The organism is Massilia niabensis, from assembly GCF_042655085.1.
Classification (GTDB): Bacteria; Pseudomonadota; Gammaproteobacteria; order Burkholderiales; family Burkholderiaceae_D; genus Telluria; species Telluria niabensis.
On sequence record NZ_JBHSMU010000009.1, the window covers coordinates 242060 to 258374 of the forward strand.

Annotated in this window: 17 protein-coding genes and 1 tRNA gene; 11 read left to right on the forward strand and 7 right to left on the reverse strand. The window is 65.6% G+C overall.

What is annotated here, in order from left to right:
- Window positions 1-22 precede the first annotated feature (22 nt).
- The 4 genes from bioB (at window position 23) to ACFPN5_RS09190 (ending at window position 5113) form a co-directional block, all read left to right on the forward strand.
- On the forward strand, window positions 23-1057 hold the full coding sequence (bioB, locus tag ACFPN5_RS09175; protein ID WP_379782361.1) for a biotin synthase BioB: 1035 nt from the start codon (window positions 23-25) through the stop codon (window positions 1055-1057).
- Window positions 1058-1206: 149 nt separating this feature from the next.
- Window positions 1207-3249, forward strand: a complete 2043-nt coding sequence (locus tag ACFPN5_RS09180; protein ID WP_379782364.1) for an acetyl-CoA carboxylase biotin carboxylase subunit — start codon at window positions 1207-1209, stop codon at window positions 3247-3249.
- 1 nt (window position 3250) lies between these two features.
- On the forward strand, window positions 3251-4180 hold the full coding sequence (locus ACFPN5_RS09185) for a 2-hydroxyacid dehydrogenase (protein ID WP_379782366.1): 930 nt from the start codon (window positions 3251-3253) through the stop codon (window positions 4178-4180).
- A 12-nt stretch (window positions 4181-4192) separates the two neighbouring features.
- Window positions 4193-5113, forward strand: a complete 921-nt coding sequence (locus tag ACFPN5_RS09190) for a hydroxymethylglutaryl-CoA lyase (RefSeq protein ID WP_379782368.1) — start codon at window positions 4193-4195, stop codon at window positions 5111-5113.
- Window positions 5114-5245: 132 nt separating this feature from the next.
- On the opposite strand, the gene ACFPN5_RS09195 is transcribed toward ACFPN5_RS09190, so the two are convergent.
- Window positions 5246-5322: transfer RNA gene (locus ACFPN5_RS09195), tRNA-Pro, on the reverse strand.
- Between the two features lie 146 nt (window positions 5323-5468).
- Between ACFPN5_RS09195 and ACFPN5_RS09200 the strand changes: the two genes are divergently transcribed.
- Window positions 5469-6050: a hypothetical protein gene (locus ACFPN5_RS09200; RefSeq protein WP_379782370.1), complete on the forward strand. Its 582-nt coding sequence runs from the start codon at window positions 5469-5471 to the stop codon at window positions 6048-6050.
- A gap of 163 nt (window positions 6051-6213) precedes the next feature.
- Here ACFPN5_RS09200 and rsmI read toward each other — a convergent pair whose 3' ends face one another.
- Entirely contained in the window at window positions 6214-7119 is a 906-nt protein-coding gene (gene rsmI, locus ACFPN5_RS09205) for a 16S rRNA (cytidine(1402)-2'-O)-methyltransferase (protein ID WP_379782372.1), read from the reverse strand.
- A 24-nt stretch (window positions 7120-7143) separates the two neighbouring features.
- Here rsmI and ACFPN5_RS09210 point away from each other — a divergent pair, with 24 nt between their 5' ends.
- The 6 genes from ACFPN5_RS09210 (at window position 7144) to ACFPN5_RS09235 (ending at window position 11641) form a co-directional block, all read left to right on the forward strand.
- Entirely contained in the window at window positions 7144-8409 is a 1266-nt protein-coding gene (locus tag ACFPN5_RS09210; protein WP_379782374.1) for a penicillin-binding protein activator, read from the forward strand.
- A gap of 1 nt (window position 8410) precedes the next feature.
- Entirely contained in the window at window positions 8411-8770 is a 360-nt protein-coding gene (locus tag ACFPN5_RS09215; RefSeq protein ID WP_379782376.1) for a YraN family protein, read from the forward strand.
- 178 nt (window positions 8771-8948) lie between these two features.
- Window positions 8949-9545: a phosphoheptose isomerase gene (locus tag ACFPN5_RS09220; protein WP_379782378.1), complete on the forward strand. Its 597-nt coding sequence runs from the start codon at window positions 8949-8951 to the stop codon at window positions 9543-9545.
- A complete protein-coding gene (locus ACFPN5_RS09225; protein ID WP_379782380.1) occupies window positions 9538-10176 on the forward strand; it encodes a BON domain-containing protein in 639 nt (212 codons plus the stop codon). Before ACFPN5_RS09220 ends, ACFPN5_RS09225 begins: the two co-directional genes overlap by 8 nt.
- Before the next feature lie 61 nt (window positions 10177-10237).
- Window positions 10238-10753 carry a peroxiredoxin family protein gene (locus ACFPN5_RS09230; RefSeq protein ID WP_379782382.1) on the forward strand — a complete coding sequence of 172 codons (516 nt, stop codon included), beginning with the start codon at window positions 10238-10240 and terminating at the stop codon, window positions 10751-10753.
- 249 nt (window positions 10754-11002) lie between these two features.
- On the forward strand, window positions 11003-11641 hold the full coding sequence (locus tag ACFPN5_RS09235) for a hypothetical protein (protein WP_379782384.1): 639 nt from the start codon (window positions 11003-11005) through the stop codon (window positions 11639-11641).
- Window positions 11642-11643: 2 nt separating this feature from the next.
- On the opposite strand, the gene ACFPN5_RS09240 is transcribed toward ACFPN5_RS09235, so the two are convergent.
- The 5 genes from ACFPN5_RS09240 to ACFPN5_RS09260 all read right to left on the reverse strand — a co-directional run bounded on the left by ACFPN5_RS09240 (window position 11644) and on the right by ACFPN5_RS09260 (window position 16265).
- A complete protein-coding gene (locus ACFPN5_RS09240; RefSeq protein WP_379782386.1) occupies window positions 11644-12060 on the reverse strand; it encodes a PaaI family thioesterase in 417 nt (138 codons plus the stop codon).
- 30 nt (window positions 12061-12090) lie between these two features.
- Window positions 12091-14073, reverse strand: coding sequence for a helicase-related protein (locus ACFPN5_RS09245; protein WP_379782388.1), 1983 nt, complete (start codon window positions 14071-14073; stop codon window positions 12091-12093).
- Between the two features lie 139 nt (window positions 14074-14212).
- Window positions 14213-15199, reverse strand: coding sequence for a lipoyl synthase (gene lipA, locus ACFPN5_RS09250; protein ID WP_379782390.1), 987 nt, complete (start codon window positions 15197-15199; stop codon window positions 14213-14215).
- 23 nt (window positions 15200-15222) lie between these two features.
- Complete coding sequence (lipB, locus tag ACFPN5_RS09255; RefSeq protein WP_379782392.1) at window positions 15223-15921, reverse strand: lipoyl(octanoyl) transferase LipB; 699 nt, start codon at window positions 15919-15921, stop codon at window positions 15223-15225.
- Between the two features lie 77 nt (window positions 15922-15998).
- Window positions 15999-16265: a DUF493 family protein gene (locus ACFPN5_RS09260; RefSeq protein WP_379782394.1), complete on the reverse strand. Its 267-nt coding sequence runs from the start codon at window positions 16263-16265 to the stop codon at window positions 15999-16001.
- Window positions 16266-16315 lie beyond the last annotated feature (50 nt).

Below are 16315 nucleotides of genomic sequence, written 5' to 3' on the forward strand. Positions count from 1 at the left end.
AGTAATACACAAGGACTACCCCATGAATGCACCCCAAACCGTTGCCCTGCACCGCCCTGGCGCCACCATTACCGAGCGTCCCGACGCCACCTGGCCGCTGGCCGACGTGCTGGCGCTGTTCGACCTGCCGTTCAACGACCTGATGTTCCGCGCCCAGGAAGCGCACCGCGCCCACTTCCCCGACGGCGACGTCGAACTGGCGACCCTGCTGTCGATCAAGACCGGCGGCTGCGAGGAAGACTGCGGCTACTGCCCGCAGGCCGCGCGCTACGACACCGGCGTCGAAGCGAAAAAAATCCTCGACATCGACACCGTGCTCGATGCCGCGCGCCAGGCCAAAGCCAGCGGCGCCACCCGTTTCTGCATGGGCGCCGCCTGGCGCAGCCCGAAAGAACGCGACATGGCCAAGGTTGAAGAGATGGTGCGCGAAGTGAAAGCGCTGGGCATGGAAACCTGCGCCACGCTGGGCATGCTGGAAGCGGGCCAGGCCGAGCAGCTGAAAGCAGCCGGCCTCGATTTTTATAATCACAACATCGACACCGCGCCCGATTTTTATAACAACGTGATCTCGACCCGCGAATACCAGGACCGCCTCGATACCCTGGGCCGGGTTCGCCAGGCCGGACTGAAGGTCTGCTGCGGCGGCATCGTCGGCATGGGCGAGACGCGCGAGCAGCGCGCCGGCCTGATCGCGCAGCTGGCGAACCTGAACCCGTATCCGGAATCGGTCCCGGTGAACCACCTGGTGCAGGTCGAGGGCACGCCGCTGCACGGCCTCGACGCCCTGGACCCGATCGAATTCGTGCGCACCATCGCGGTCGCGCGCATCACCATGCCGCAGGCACGCGTGCGCCTGTCGGCCGGGCGGCGCCAGTTAGGAGAGTCTGTGCAGGCGATGTGCTTCATGGCCGGCGCCAATTCGATTTTCTATGGCGACAAGCTGCTCACCACGGGCAATCCGGAAGCCGACGACGACCGCGCAATGCTGGCCAAGCTGGGCCTGAAAACGCGGGCCGCCACGCTCGAATCGGCGCCCAAGGAAAGCTGCGGCTGCTAAGCCGCCCTTACTAAGAGCGCCTGACAAAATTCGCAGGGCAAGGCGCATCGTCGAAGACAGTACGCTAGTACGGCGAGACGATGCAACGCCGCCATGCGGGTTTTGTCAGGTGCGCGACCCATACAAGAACCATAAAGCGAGACAACAGCATGTTCACGAAAATCCTCATCGCCAACCGTGGCGAAATCGCCTGCCGTGTCGCCGCCACTGCGCGCCGCATGGGTATCCGTACCGTTGCCGTGTATTCGGACGCGGACGCAGGCGCGAAACACGTCGCGGTCTGCGATGAGGCAGTGTGGATCGGGCCGGCCGCCGCCAAGGAAAGCTACCTGCGCGGCGAGAAGATCATCGAGGTGGCCAAGGCGACGGGCGCCCAGGCGATCCACCCCGGCTACGGCTTCCTGTCGGAGAACGCGGAGTTCGCGGAAGCCTGCGCCGCCGCCGGGCTGGTCTTCATTGGGCCGCCGGGTTCCTCGATGCGCGCGATGGGCTCGAAGTCCGCCGCCAAGCAGCTGATGGAAGGCGCCAACGTGCCGCTGGTGCCGGGCTACCACGGCGAGAACCAGGAACCAGAGTTTTTGCGCGAGCAGGCCGACCGCATCGGCTACCCGGTCTTGCTGAAAGCCAGCGCCGGCGGCGGCGGCAAGGGCATGCGCGTGGTCGAGCGCAGCGAAGATTTCGTCGCCGCACTGGGCTCCTGCAAGCGTGAGGCGATCAGCTCCTTCGGCGACGACAAGGTGCTGGTCGAAAAATACCTGCAGCGGCCGCGCCACATCGAGATCCAGGTGTTCGCCGACACCCTGGGCAACTGCGTCTACTTGCACGAGCGCGACTGCTCGGTGCAGCGCCGCCACCAGAAGGTGCTGGAAGAAGCGCCGGCCCCCGGCATGCCGGCGGACCGCCGCGCCGCGATGGGCGAAGCGGCGGTCAATGCCGCGCACGCCGTCGGCTATGTCGGGGCCGGCACGGTGGAATTCATCGCCAACCAGGACGGCTCGTTCTACTTCATGGAGATGAACACCCGCCTGCAGGTGGAGCACCCGGTCACCGAAATGATCACCGGGACCGACCTCGTGGAATGGCAGCTGCGCGTGGCCTTTGGCGAACCGCTGCCGAAAAAGCAGCACGAGCTGGCCATCCACGGCCACGCGATCGAGGCGCGCATCTATGCCGAGAATCCGGAAAAAGGTTTTCTCCCGTCGATCGGCACGCTGCGCCACATGGACACCCCAGGCGCGGTGAGTTTCGAACTGGGCGGCACGGCTGGCGTCGAACCGGCAGCGGTGCGCATCGATTCGGGCGTGCGCGAAGGCGATGCCATTTCCCCGTTCTACGACCCGATGATCGCCAAGCTGATCGTCTGGGGCGCGGACCGCACGCAGGCGCTGGCGCGGCTGTCGCAGGCCCTGGCCGAGTTCCAGATCGTCGGGCTGGCAACCAACATCGCCTTCCTCAAGCGCCTGGTCGAGGGCGAAGCCTTCTCGACAGCCGATCTCGACACCGGCCTGATCGAGCGCAATGGTGCCTCCCTGTTCCCGCCTGTGCGCCCGGCGCCCGCCGGCGCGCTGGCACTGGCCAGCGTGGCCCTGATCGAAGCGGAAAAGCAGAAATCCGCCGGCGCCTCGCGCGTGGCCGCCGACCCATGGGGCCAGGCACAGGGCTGGCGCCTGAACGGCGAGTTCCAAAGGGTGCTGTCCTTCGGCGACGACTACGCGGCCAGCCTGGAAGGCGGCGCCTACCAGGTCGGCGTGGTCTACCACCCACAGGGCTGGGAACTCGACGTGCATGGCGCCAGGCAGCCCCTGAGCGTGACCGGCCATGAAGGCGCCACGCTGTCGATCCGCCTGGGGGAACAGTCGATGCACGGCACCGTGCGCCGCGACGGCGACCTGTTCCATGTGTTCACCAATGGCGAGCATCATGCGCTGGCCTACAACGACCCGATGGCGCACGCGGGCGAGCTTGAGGCCACCGGAGGCCGCCTGACCGCGCCGATGCCGGGCAAGGTGGTCGCGGTGATGGTCGAGGGCGGCCAGGCAGTCAAGAAGGGGGACGCGCTCGTCATCATGGAAGCGATGAAGATGGAGCACACCATCGCCGCGCCGTCCGACGGACTGGTGGAAGAGGTCCTGTATGCGGTCGGCGACCAGGTAGCGGACGGCGCGCCGCTGCTGGCCTTCAAGGCTTCCTGATATGCGCATCCTCCTGTACCGCGGCGATGGCGTCGTGACGCCCTGGACCCAGGACTTCGCGCGGGCGATGCCCGGCGTGGAGACGCTCGACTGGAAGGAAGGCGAAACGCTGCCGCCCTGCGACTACGCGGTGCTGTGGAATCCGGCACCGGCCTTGCTGGCCCAGCTGGGTGGCGTCAAGGCGGTGTTCCTGATGGGCGCCGGCGTCGACGCCGTGTTGAAATTCGGCGACGCACTGCCGCAGGTACCGATCGTGCGCCTGGGCGACGCCGGCATGGCGGTGCAGATGGCCGAGTATGTGGCGTATGCGACGCTGCGCTACTTCCGCCGCTTCGACGAGTACGAGGAGCAGGCGCGCCACGGCCTGTGGTCGCCGCTGGCGCCCCATGCGAAGGAAGACTTCACGATCGGCGTGATGGGACTCGGTAAACTCGGCCTGCGCGTGGCCGAGACCATGCGCTCGTTTGGTTTCCCGGTGCGCGGCTGGAGCCGCACCGCGAAAGAAGTCCCTGGCGTGGAGTGCTTCGCCGGCATGGCCTCGCTCGATGCATTCCTGGGCGGCACGCGCGTGCTGGTGTCGCTGCTGCCGCTGACCGCGGAGACCAGCAACCTGCTCGACCGCCGGCGCCTGGCGACACTGCCCAAGGGCGCCTACCTGATCAACGTCGCGCGCGGCGCCCAGGTGGCCGAACCGGACCTGCTGGCCCTGATTCGCTCCGGGCACATTGAAGGCGCCACGCTCGACGTGTTCCGCAACGAACCGCTGCCGGCCCCGCACCCGTTCTGGGACGAGCCGCGCATCACCATTACGCCGCACATCTCCGCGCTCACCATCCGCGGCGAAGCGGTGCGCCAGATCATCGACAAAATCGCCGCTTTCGAAGCGGGTCAACCGGTTGACGACCTTGTCGACCGCAGACTGGGTTACTGAAGGGATACTCAAATGAACAGCCAAGCTACCCTGCCGAAAAAGGTCAAAATTGTCGAAGTCGGTCCGCGCGACGGCCTGCAGAACGAAAAGGAGACCATCAGCGCCGCCGTGAAAATCGAACTGGTCGACCGCCTGTCGCGCGCCGGTTTCGCCAACGTGGAAGCGGCGTCCTTCGTCTCGCCGAAATGGGTGCCGCAGATGGCCACCAGCGCTGAAGTCATGGCGGGAATCACCCGCCTGCCCGGCACCATCTATTCCGCCCTGACGCCGAACATGCAGGGTTTCGAAGCGGCACTTGGCGCCCGTGCCGATGAAGTCGTGATCTTCGGCTCGGCCTCGGAAGCCTTCTCGCAAAAGAACATCAACTGCTCGATCGCGGAATCGATCGCGCGCTTCGAGCCGGTGGCCAGGGCCGCCAAGGCGAACGGCCTGCGCCTGCGCGGCAGCATCAGCACGGCATTTGGCTGCCCCTACCAGGGTGAGGTGCCGCTGGCTGCCGTGGCCGACGTGGTGCGCCGCATGCGCGACCTCGGCTGCGACGAAATCGACATCGCCGACACGATTGGCGTGTCGACGCCGCGCAAGACCCAGGAAGTGATGCTGGCGGCCAGCCGCGAATTCCCGCTGCAGCAGTTGTCGGGCCATTTCCACGATACCTACGGGCAGGCGCTGGCCAACATCTACGCCAGCCTGGAAGTGGGCGTGCAGATCTTCCACTCGTCGGTGTCGGGGCTGGGCGGCTGCCCGTATGCGAAAGGCGCGACCGGCAACGTCGCGACCGAAGACGTGCTGTACCTGCTGCAGGGCCTGGGCATCGAGACCGGGATCGACCTCGACCAGGTGGTCGATGCGGGGCAATTCATCTCGCAGCAGCTGGGGCGCAAGAGCGCGAGCCGCACCGGGAACGCGCTGGTGGCCAAGCGCCAGGGCTGAACCAACGAAAAAGCCCCGTGTCGAAGCTTGTTCGACCCGGGGCTTTTTTGTCATTCTCCGTCGGCGACACCTCAGTGACAAATAAAAACGAAAAAAGCCGACAACTTTCGCTGTCGGCTTTTCTCTTAATGCTGGTCGGAGTACAAGGATTCGAACCTTGGACCCCCTGGTCCCAAACCAGGTGCGCTACCGGGCTGCGCTACACTCCGAAGACAGCAATGATAGTCCACGGGCGGCATTCGGTCAAGGCGGCTGAGAAAAATTAGCGCATCTTTTTGGGTTTTTCACGCGACACGAAAGGGACAATGTGAATCTGGCAGCCACAGGGATCGACATGCGCGGCATGGAGCGGCGCATGACGCAGCGCATCGCGGCCGGCGTCGCCGTATCGCTGGCCGTGCATGTGCTGATGCTCGCGAGCTGGCGCGGCGTGGACCGGGCGCCCGAGCTGCCGCCAGAGCCGCCGCGCCCGCTCGCCATCCGCGTGCAGCCGCCCCCGCCGCCGCCGTTACGTATTGAAACGCCGCCACCGCCACCACCGCCTGCCGCGGCCAAGGCGCCCGCGCGACCTGCGACACCACGCAAGCCGCGGCCGGTGATTGCGGTGCCGCCCGAACCGGCAGCGCCCGCGGCACCCGATCCCTTCGTCGTCGAGCAGGCACCGCGGGTTCCGGTAGAGCCGCCGCCGGCGGACACCCCGCGCTTCGACCTCGACGCCGCGCGCAAGACGGCACGCTCGCTCGCCAACCTGCGCGACCCGGCACGCGAGGGCACGGCCGTCGCCCAGTTTCCGGAAAAACCGCTGGAGACGGAAAGCCGCGCAGCGCGTGCGATTGGCGCGGCCAAACGGCGCAATTGCAAGGATGGGATACCGGGGGGATTGCTGGCGCCGCTGCTGCTGTTGGCGGACAAGAAGGATAGCGGGTGCAAGTGGTGAAAACTACAGGCGACATCCAATATCGTAGGGTGGGCACTTGTGCCCACGCGGTACGACGCTCGCGTATCGATAGCGCATTCTAACGACGGAACGGGACCCACGGTCAAGCTGACACAGATCAGATGGCGAAACCGCGTGGGCTCAAGAGCCCACCCTACAAAAACTACTCGCCCTTGATCTGCAGCGCCCGCTCATACAGCGCATTCTTCTTGCGCCCGGTAATTTGCGCCGTCAGGTTCGCCGCCTGCTTGACGCTGCATTCGCCCAATAAGATATTCAGGATGCGCTCGGCTTCCGCATCCTGCGCATCGGTCTCGACCGTCGCGCCTTCGACCAGCACCACGAATTCGCCGCGCTCGCGGTGCTGGTCCGACTTGACCCAGTCCAGCGCCTCGCCCAGCGGGCAGCGGTGCACTTCCTCGAACATCTTGGTCAGCTCGCGTGCGAAGACGACCTGGCGGGCCGGCTCGAACACGCTGGCCAGGGCTTCGACGCAATCGACGATGCGATGCGGCGCCTCATAAATGACCAGGGTCGCCGGTTCGCGCGCCAGCGCCATCAGCGCCGATTCGCGCTGCTTCGATTTGGCGGGCAGGAAGCCGACAAAATTGAAACGGTCGTTGACCAGTCCGCTGGCGGAAAGCGCCGCCACTGCCGCCGAGGCGCCCGGCAGCGGGATCACGCGCAGGCCCGCTGCGCGCACCGCGTCGACGATGCGCGCGCCGGGATCGGACACGGCCGGGGTGCCGGCGTCCGACACCAGCGCCACCCGTTCGCCGGCGCGCAGGCGGGCGACGAGCTTGTCGGCCACCTCGCGCTCGTTGTGCTGGTGGGCCGCCACCATCTGTTTGTTCAAGCCGTAACGGGTGAGCAGGGCACCGGTTTTACGCGTATCCTCACAGGCAACCACGTCTGCCAGCGCCAGCAGGTGCAGCGCGCGCAGCGTGATGTCGGTTGCGTTGCCGATTGGCGTGGCGACAACGTACAATGTTGCCGTGGGATAAGACTGCTGGGCTGCCTCGGCCATCACGGGGAGCTGGGCAATATCGATGGACTGCTTGTCAGTCATGTTATCGGTCATGTTGGGGGTGTAATGCTAATAAAAAATCTAAAAGGCCTGATCGCAACGAGCGTGCTCATCCTGATCGCAGGTTGCGGCAGCACGCCGCTGCCGCCCGATCTCGGATGCGGGGTACCGGGCGGATTGTGCGCCCCCGCCCTGCCAAACACAAGTGCGCCACGGCCGGCGCCACCGCCGGCGGAACCGCGGCCCTCGGAGACGGTCACCTCGCCGGTCGAGCTGTATCCCGGCACCGGCGGCTCGGCGGCGCGGACGGCGACGGGCAACGGCAGCGCCCGCATCGCCCTGCTGCTGCCGCTGCAATCGAACGCGCTCGGCCAGGCGGCCGAAGCGGTGCGTGCCGGCTTTTTGGCCGGACACGAACGCGACCGCGTGGGGATCGAGGTCAGCGTGATTCCCAGCGGCGATTCGCCCGAGTCCACCCTCGACGCCTATGCCCAGGCCGTCGAACGCAACGACATCATCGTCGGTCCGCTCGCCCGTTCCGCCGTCGCCGCGGTCGCCGCCAGCAATACCGTGAGTAAGCCGACCCTGGCGCTGGCCCATCCGCAACTCGACCGCCCGCTGCCGCCGCAGATGCTGGTGGTCGGCCTGTCGCTCGAAGACGAAGCGCGGCAGGTGGCCGACTGGGCCGCGAACGAACACCCGGCCGGGCGCGCGCTCGTGCTGGGTGGGAGCGCTCCCTGGCAGCAGCGCGTGGTGGGCGCCTTCTCGGCGCGCTGGTCGCGCCTGGGCCATCAGAACGCCACCGTCGAACTGCCGGTGCAGGATGGCTATGTCGACGGCAATGCGCTGGCCGAACTGCGCGCGCGCCTCGACACCGACCGTCCGCAACTCGTGTTCGCCGCGCTCGACGCCGGCCAGCTGCGCCAGGTGCGCAGCGCCCTCGGCACCTCAATTCCCACCTATGGCGTGTCGGTCGCCAACCCGGGCCGCACGCCCGGGATGTCGGTCCCGGAACTGGACGGCATCCGCCTGCTCGACGTGCCGTGGACGGTGCAGCCCGACCATCCGCAGGTGATGGTCTATCCGCGCCCGGTCGATGCGCAGTTGTTCGACAACTCGCTCGACATGCAGCGCCTGTACGCGCTCGGCATCGACGCCTTTCGCGTCGCGCGCGAAGTGGCGCTGCGCCCCGGCGCGGACTTCGAGCTCGATGGCGTCACGGGCCGCCTCTCGGTACGCATGAACAATGGCGCCTGGACCCTGCGGCGTGACGAGGCGGCGGCCGTCTACCGCGACGGCATCGGTTTCGAATCGGTGACGGCCAGGCAATGACATGTGGTCGCCGCGCTTGTCCGAGAAGCAGGCCCAGGGCCGCGACTGGGAACAGGCGGCGCTGCGCCACCTGAAACGCCACGGCCTGGCGCCGGTCGAGGCCAATTTCACGTGTAAAGGCGGCGAGATCGACCTCATCATGCGCGACGGCGACACGCTCGTTTTTGTCGAGGTACGCCAGCGCGCCGACGGCCGCCACGGCGGGGCCGCCGCCAGCATCACCCCGGCCAAGATCCGACGCCTGGTGCGCGCCGCCCAGGTCTACCTGCAACGCCTGCCCAGTACGCCTCCCTGCCGCTTCGACGTGGTGGCAATCGACGGCGACAAGCTGGAATGGATCCGCAACGCGATTGAGGCTTAGGGAGCCTAACAAACCCTCCATGGCTGCGTTGCAGCGTCTCGCCGTACTAATCGTACTGTCTTCGACGCCGCGCCTTGCCTTGAAGGGCTTGTTAGGCTCCCTTAACTTCGCCTTAAGTGTAAGCAATTCTTAAAAGGCTTTTCCGCCTGTGCCGAGTACTACACTATAATCTTCGGCTATGAATACTCAACGCATCCTTGCCCACTTCCAGGAGAGCGCCGATCTCAAACTGAGGTCGGCCGCGGCCCTGTCGCAACCCATTTCGCAGGCGATCGAACTGATGTTCGGCGCCCTGTCCAACGGCAACAAGATCCTGGCCTGCGGTAACGGCGGTTCGGCTGCCGACTGCCAGCACTTCGCCGCCGAACTGGTCGGCCGCTTCGAGCGCGAGCGCTTCCCGCTGCCGGCCATTGCCCTGACCACCGACACGTCGATCCTGACCGCCGTCGCCAACGACTACAGCTACCGCGAGATCTTCTCGAAGCAGGTGCAGGCCTTCGGCCAGGCCGGCGACATCCTGCTGGCGATTTCGACTTCCGGCAACTCGGGCAACGTGCTGGCGGCCGTGGAAGCGGCGCTCGAACGCGAGATGCGGGTCGTGGCCTTTACCGGCAAGGACGGCGGCGCGCTGGCCAAGCTGCTGACCGATGCCGACGTTCACATCAACGTGCAGCACAACCGTACCGCGCGCATCCAGGAAGTGCATCTGGTCGCGATCCATGCTATTTGCGACGGCATCGACGTCGCACTTTTCGGAGGAGACGAGAATGATTAAACCCGGCCTGAACGCCCGTCCGCTGGCGAAAGCCGTCCTGGTTGTTGCGCTGCTCGGTTCACTGCAGGGCTGCGTGCCGCTGATCGTCGGCGGCGCCGCCATGGGTGCGGCTGCAACGATGGACCGCCGTACGCTGGGCGCGCAGACCGAGGACAAGTCGATCACGGTCAAGGCCGAGGTGCAGGTGCCGAAACTGGTCGGCAGCGCCGGCCACGTCAACATCGCCAGCTACAACCGCAAGGTGCTGCTGACCGGCGAAGTGCGTGACGAAGCGATGAAGGCTGCAGTCGAAAACGAAGTGCGCCGCATCGAGAACGTCCAGGCCGTCATCAACGAACTCGTGATCGCCGGGCCGTCGAGCTACACCTCGCGCTCGTCGGACGCGCTGATCACCGCCAACGTCAAGGGCAGCCTGGTCGAGATGAAGACGATTTCGGCCACCTCGTTCAAGGTCGTCACCGAACGCGGCACCGTCTACCTGATGGGCCGCGTGACCCAGCGCGAAGGCGACCTGGGCGCCAAGATCGCCCAGAGCGTCGCGGGTGTCCAGCGCGTCGTCAAACTCTTCGAGTACATGAGCGAAGACGAATTGCGTACGCAATTCCCGAAGTCCTCGACGGTCGCCCTGTAATCCTGGCGGGGCGAGGAGACTCTCGACATCGGCTCCTCTCCCGCTTTTTTACGTTAACGCCATGACTGCTCCTACCCGTTCCTGGATCAAGCCTGCCGCGATTGCGGCAAGCGTGCTTGCGCTGGCGGGCGTCGGCTATGCCACGCTGGCACAAGGCGAAAAGGCGCCCGACGTCACCTTCATCAGCATTGCCGGCGACAAGATCAGCACGGCCAACCTGCGCGGCAAGGTGGTGATGGTCAATTTTTGGGCGACCTCCTGCGTGAGCTGCGTGCGCGAGATGCCGGCCATGGTCGACACCTATAACAAGTTCAAGGGCCAGGGCCTGGAATTCGTGGCCGTGGCGATGCAGTACGACCCGCCCAACTACGTCCTCAACTTCACCGAAACGCGCAAGCTGCCCTTCATCGTTGCGCTCGACTCGGGCGGCGACCTGGCCAAATCCTTTGGCGATGTGACCCTGACCCCGACCACCTTCGTCATCGCCAAGGACGGCACCATCCTCAAGCGCTATGTCGGCGAACCCGACTTTTCTGAAGTGCACGCGCTGCTGCAGAAAGCGCTGGCAGCGGGCTGAGCGCGCGATACGGACGCGCTTGCCTTGCGGGCATGACGATCTGACATTAAACTGGATCTGTATATAGTGACCGGCCCGGCGGCGCGCCGTGGTGCTGCGCGCCAAGGCGAGGCGCCGAGGCGGTGCGCCAAGGCGGTGTTTATATACCACAGCACGCCTGACTTAACTCAAGCCTGCAACGTCGGAATCGGCCAAGCTTGATGCGTCCGCTGCACGGGGACGTACGGTCATGCTCGCAAAGGAGATGCAATGGGTCACTTTTTCCGCAGGATGGGCATCGTTGCCGCGCTCGTGGGCTTGAGCGCGTGTGCCGGTCCAAAGCCGAAAGCCGTGGCTGTCCTGCATTACCAGCACGTGGCCAACGCGCACGAGATCCGCTTCACCAACCCGATTCCGCTGTCGGCCGCGCTGTACCGGGTCGGCCATCTGTCGCCGGTCGATAGCGGCGGCTTCTGGGCCATTTTCGTCCTGTGCAATGTCGACGTCACCCCGTATGCGCGCCGCGGCTTCCACTACAACGTCAACAATTTCCGCGTCCTGTACGAAAAACGCGAATTCGGCGGGCTGCCGCCCTACTCCCTGCGTTACCAGGGCCAGGTCGACCTGAACAACGCCGGCGACACGCTGCCGATCCTCGACGCCATTGCCGCCGAGATCCAGGAAGGCCCGCCCGAACAGATCTTCCAGAGTGGTTTTTACCCGGACCTGAATTACCGCTTCGCCGTCTTCGTGCCGAAGGCGCTCGTCAAGTATGCCGGCGAGGAATTGAAGTTGACCTACAAGGGACAGCCAGCCATCCTGGTCGGCAACGGCAAAGCGCCATCGGACCTGCCTGCGGTGGGCGGCACGGCGGCCGGGGTGGCGGCGGCCTGCGTGCCGTCACCCTGAGTTTATTTAGGATATAAAATCATCTGGGTGCAGCGGAACAGTGCGATCGTCTTGCCGTTGGCCTCGTTCGTCACCGTCACGTCCCACACCTGGGTCGTGCGCCCTATGTGCGCCGCCGTCGCCACGCAGGCGATCGCGCCTTCGCGTGCCGTGCCGACATGGTTCGATTTCAGTTCGATCGTCGTAAAATTGGTCGCCCCTTCCGGCAGGTGCACGATGCAGGCATAGCCGGCAGCCGTATCGGCCAGCGAGACGATGCTGCCCGCGTGCAGGTAGCCGTTCGGCGCCAGCAAGTGCGGTTTGATCGGCAACCGGGCAGCCAGGCGCCCCTCGCCGACTTCGGTGATTTCGATGCCGAGGTAGCCGGGGAAGGTGCCGGTGCCGCGTTGGTTCAGGCTCTCAAGGGTGTGCTTGTTCATGTCGGCATTGTACGTGACGAAAACGAACCATTACGCCCGGCGCTTTGGTTTGCCGGCCGTACCCTGGCGCTTGCGGGTGGCCGCATTCTGCTGCTGCAGCAGCGAATCGACCCGCTCCGACGCCTCGCGCGCCAGACGTTGCGCTTCCTCGATGCTCGGGAAGAAGTCCGGCTGGCGATAGCCGAGCCAGGCATAGGCCGAATACATGCGGCAGGTGTCTTCCACCTCCTGCAGGTTTTTCCACAGCAGCCCTTCCGGGTTCGGTGTCAGACGGCTGATCTTTTTCTTGGCCAGCGACAGCGCCCAATGTTCCCAGGCGCTTTGCAGCATCGGCACCCGGCTCGAGATCGGCACCAGCGACAGCATGAATTTCTCGGCCACCGACAGGTCCAGGGTGTCAAGCCATTCGGCGCGTTCGTTCTGTTCCTCGGTGATGCGCGGATAGAAGAAGCCGTCCGGCACATCGATGTTGTGCACGAAACGTTTAAGCAGTTTCACCAGCGAGGTCTCGCCCGTCACCGACGAAATCCGGTGCAGCTGCTCGAGCGAGGGCGCCACCGCAAAACCGCTGGCCGGCACCGGCGGGATCTTTTCCTTCATCAGCGAGCGCATGACTTCGTGGGTGTCGTCGTCGTAGCCGGCGACAAACCCTTCCTCGTGCACGCCGTAGCGCCCTGCCCGCCCGGCGATCTGCTTGGCGAGCGCCGCCGAGATTTCCTCTTCCTCGACGCCGTTGTATTTCACGGCGGTCGTCATCACGATGCGCGCAATTGGCATGTTCAGGCCCATGGCGAGGGCGTCGGTACCGACCACGATGTCGGCCTGCCCTTCACGGAAGCGCTCGGCCTGGGCGCGGCGTACTTCCGGCGACAGGTTGCCGTAGACGGTTGCCACCGACAGCCCCTTCTCGGTGATCATGTCGCGCCACATCAGGACCTCACGGCGCGAGAAGGCGATCACGGCGTCGCCGCGGCGCAGGTTCGTGAGTTTGCGCACCGGCCCCGGCTCCATCGCCAGCGGCGCCATGCGTTTTAAAATGTGCACCTCGAGCGGCACCTCGAGGCGGTCGGCCAGCGCCTCGATCGCGCGCCGCGCTTCGGGTGCGCCGACCAGGTATACCGTCGAGGCAGGCGCGCCGCATACGGCCGCGGTCCAGGCGGCGCCGCGGTCGCGGTCGGCCAGCATCTGGATCTCGTCGATCACGGCCACTTCGATCGGGGTGCGCGAGTCGAGCATTTCGACGGTGCTGGCCACATGCGTGCTGCCCGGCGCGATGCGCCGTTCCTCGCCCGTGACCAGGCTGACTTTCAGCTCTTCGCCATGCGGGCGCGCGGCCAGCAGGCGCTCGTAGTTTTCCAGCGCCAGCAGGCGCAGCGGGGCGAGGTAGGCGCCGCTCGCCGCCTTCGCCAGCGCTTCCATCGCGCGGTGGGTTTTACCGGAATTCGTGGGACCGAGCAGGGCGATGAACTTGCGCGGCATGCGGCTGGCCACCTCGAACGACTCCGGGTACTCGGCCAGGTTGATGCTTTCCTTGGTGCGGGCCGCGTGGCGCTCTTCCTGCTCGCGCTCGACAGCGTGCTCGACGCGCTGGCGGATGCGCTCGAACACGTAGTCGGCCGGCTCCGAGGTTTCCAGTTCATCCAGCACGCCGAGGAAGTCGCGCGGATCGAAACCGGCGTCATCGGCCAGCTCGGCGATCTCGCGCACGAACTCCTCGGTGTCGAGCTGCAGTTCGGCCAGGGCCTTGTCGCCGGTGCGCTCCTCGATCAGTTCGCGCCGGGCGCCGAGGTCCATCTTGCGCCATTTACTCGGCTTGGCCAGCACGCCGCGCCCCGGCACCAGCGCGTAGCGCACGCGCAGGCCTTCGTATTTCACTTCGCCGGAAAAGCGCAGGAACACGCGCCCTTCCATTTTGACCAGTTCGATGCCGCGTGCGGGTAAATCCAGTTCGCGTTCGAGGAAGGCGTCGTCGCCGGTGTCCGTGTCAGTCGAGTCGTAGCGTGGGTTGCTCATGTGTGATCAGGATGATGTCTGCTTGTTATCACTATAGCGTGGATGGCGAGAAGGTCCTGTTCCCTACCGTACCGCCCGGATGCAAAAAAAAAGCGGCCTCCGAAGAGGCCGCCCGTTGTTGCTGCCGGCAGCGCGCTGCTTACGCGGCCACGCCCGCGCCGTGCGCCTGCTGGTCCGCGTGGTACGACGAACGCACCATCGCGCCGACCGCTGCGTGCACGAAGCCCATCTCGTACGCGGCTTCCTCGAACTTCTTGAACTGGTCCGGGTGCACGTAGCGGCGCACCGGCAGGTGCGAGTTCGACGGTGCCAGGTACTGGCCGATGGTCAGCATCTCGACGTTGTGCTCGCGCATGTCGCGCATCACCTGCAGGATCTCTTCGTCGGTCTCGCCCAGGCCCACCATGATGCCGGACTTGGTGACGGCCTTCGGGTACAGCGCTTTAAAATCGCGCAGCAGTTCGAGCGAGTGCTTGTAGTCGGCGCCCGGGCGCGCTTCCTTGTACAGGCGCGGCACGGTTTCCAGGTTGTGGTTCATGACGTCCGGCAGGCCGTCGGCGAAGATCGCCAGGGCTTTGGCCAGGCGGCCGCGGAAGTCCGGCACCAGCACTTCGATCTTGGTGTTCGGGCTCGATGCACGGGTCTTGCTGATGCAGTCCACGAAGTGGCCGGCGCCGCCGTCCCGCAGGTCGTCGCGGTCGACCGAGGTGATCACGACATACGACAGGCGCAGGTCGGCGATGGTCTTGGCCAAGTTGGCCGGCTCATTCACGTCGAGCGGGTCCGGGCGGCCGTGGCCGACATCGCAGAACGGGCAGCGGCGCGTGCACTTGTCGCCCATGATCATGAAGGTCGCGGTGCCCTTGCCGAAGCATTCGCCGATGTTCGGGCAGCTCGCCTCTTCGCACACGGTGACCAGGTTGTTCGCGCGCAGGATGTCCTTGATTTCGTAGAAGCGTGACGAAGCAGTCGCTGCCTTGACCCGGATCCAGTCCGGCTTTTTCAGGCGTTCGGCGTCGGCAATCGGCACGATCTTGATCGGGATGCGCGAAGTCTTGCTGGCACCCTTTTGCTTGTCGAGGGCGTTGTAGGCGGGATTCAGACCGGTTTCGGTTTCGGTAGTCATGTCGCTTCAGGCCCAGGCGGGCTTCAGTTGGAGTTGTTCGGTTCGGCAGCGTCGGAGGCAAGCTGCTGCACGAGGGCGTGCGCCAATGCGTTCTGCACATCGGCCAGCGGCGCCTCGATGCCCATCGTGCGCATGTCGACGGTGGCCAGGCCGGAATAGCCACAGGGGTTGATCCACGAGAACGGCGCCAGGTCCATCGCCACGTTCAGCGACACGCCGTGATAGGTACAGCCGTTGCCGCGCACTTTCAGGCCGAGCGCGGCGATCTTTGCGCCGCGGCGCGGGCCGTCCGCGATATAGATGCCGGGCGCGCCGGCAACGCGTTCACCGCCAAGATTATACGCCGCCAGCACGTCGATCACAGCCTGTTCGATTTTCGCCACAAATTGTCGGGCATACAATTTGCCGCCCGGCTTGTTGCGGCGCAGGTCCATCAACAGGTAAATCACGACCTGGCCGGGGCCGTGGTAAGTCACTTCGCCGCCGCGGTCGGTCTGCACCACCGGAATGGCGTGCGCCGGGACGCCGGGGCCGGCCAGCAGGTGGCCGCGGTCGGCGCCGAGCCCGAGCGTGAACACCGGCGGATGCTCGACGATCCACAGTTCGTCCGGCGTGTCGGCCGTGCGCGCATCGGTAAAGGTGCGCATGGCGGCAAACGTCGGTTCGTAGTCGGCGCGGCCCAGCTCACGGATGAGCGGGCTGGCAGGGCGGATCGGGTGCATGGGAATCCGGTCGGGAAGGTGGACAGCCCCGACATTATATGCCAGCGCCTGCGGCCCCGCCCGTGGCCGGACTCTTCTTACATGACGATCTTGACCATCGGGTGCGCCGACAGCGCGCGGTACAGGTCGTCGAGCTGGGCGCGGCTGGTGGCGCGCACGGTGCAGGTCAGGCCGGTGTAATTGCCCTTGCCCGACGGGCGCACTTCCATGCGGCCGTCGTGGAAAGTCGGGTCGAATCCGAGCACCACTTCCGTGATCGTGGTGGCAAAGGCTTCGTGGGTCGGGCCCATCACCTTGATCGGGAAGTCGCTCGGGTATTCAATGAGGGATTCTTTCGGGTCCATTGTGCAATTCCAGTGCAAAAGCACATTGTAGCCAATGCGCGGATGGTCCG

Coding starts and splice junctions, on each gene's coding strand:
- bioB (WP_379782361.1), top strand. CDS start 23: ATGAATGCACCCCAAACCGTTGCCCTGCACCGCCCTGGCGCCACCATT.
- ACFPN5_RS09180 (WP_379782364.1), top strand. CDS start 1,207: ATGTTCACGAAAATCCTCATCGCCAACCGTGGCGAAATCGCCTGCCGT.
- ACFPN5_RS09185 (WP_379782366.1), top strand. CDS start 3,251: ATGCGCATCCTCCTGTACCGCGGCGATGGCGTCGTGACGCCCTGGACC.
- ACFPN5_RS09190 (WP_379782368.1), top strand. CDS start 4,193: ATGAACAGCCAAGCTACCCTGCCGAAAAAGGTCAAAATTGTCGAAGTC.
- ACFPN5_RS09200 (WP_379782370.1), top strand. CDS start 5,469: ATGACGCAGCGCATCGCGGCCGGCGTCGCCGTATCGCTGGCCGTGCAT.
- rsmI (WP_379782372.1), bottom strand. CDS start 7,119: ATGACTGACAAGCAGTCCATCGATATTGCCCAGCTCCCCGTGATGGCC.
- ACFPN5_RS09210 (WP_379782374.1), top strand. CDS start 7,144: ATGCTAATAAAAAATCTAAAAGGCCTGATCGCAACGAGCGTGCTCATC.
- ACFPN5_RS09215 (WP_379782376.1), top strand. CDS start 8,411: ATGTGGTCGCCGCGCTTGTCCGAGAAGCAGGCCCAGGGCCGCGACTGG.
- ACFPN5_RS09220 (WP_379782378.1), top strand. CDS start 8,949: ATGAATACTCAACGCATCCTTGCCCACTTCCAGGAGAGCGCCGATCTC.
- ACFPN5_RS09225 (WP_379782380.1), top strand. CDS start 9,538: ATGATTAAACCCGGCCTGAACGCCCGTCCGCTGGCGAAAGCCGTCCTG.
- ACFPN5_RS09230 (WP_379782382.1), top strand. CDS start 10,238: ATGACTGCTCCTACCCGTTCCTGGATCAAGCCTGCCGCGATTGCGGCA.
- ACFPN5_RS09235 (WP_379782384.1), top strand. CDS start 11,003: ATGGGTCACTTTTTCCGCAGGATGGGCATCGTTGCCGCGCTCGTGGGC.
- ACFPN5_RS09240 (WP_379782386.1), bottom strand. CDS start 12,060: ATGAACAAGCACACCCTTGAGAGCCTGAACCAACGCGGCACCGGCACC.
- ACFPN5_RS09245 (WP_379782388.1), bottom strand. CDS start 14,073: ATGAGCAACCCACGCTACGACTCGACTGACACGGACACCGGCGACGAC.
- lipA (WP_379782390.1), bottom strand. CDS start 15,199: ATGACTACCGAAACCGAAACCGGTCTGAATCCCGCCTACAACGCCCTC.
- lipB (WP_379782392.1), bottom strand. CDS start 15,921: ATGCACCCGATCCGCCCTGCCAGCCCGCTCATCCGTGAGCTGGGCCGC.
- ACFPN5_RS09260 (WP_379782394.1), bottom strand. CDS start 16,265: ATGGACCCGAAAGAATCCCTCATTGAATACCCGAGCGACTTCCCGATC.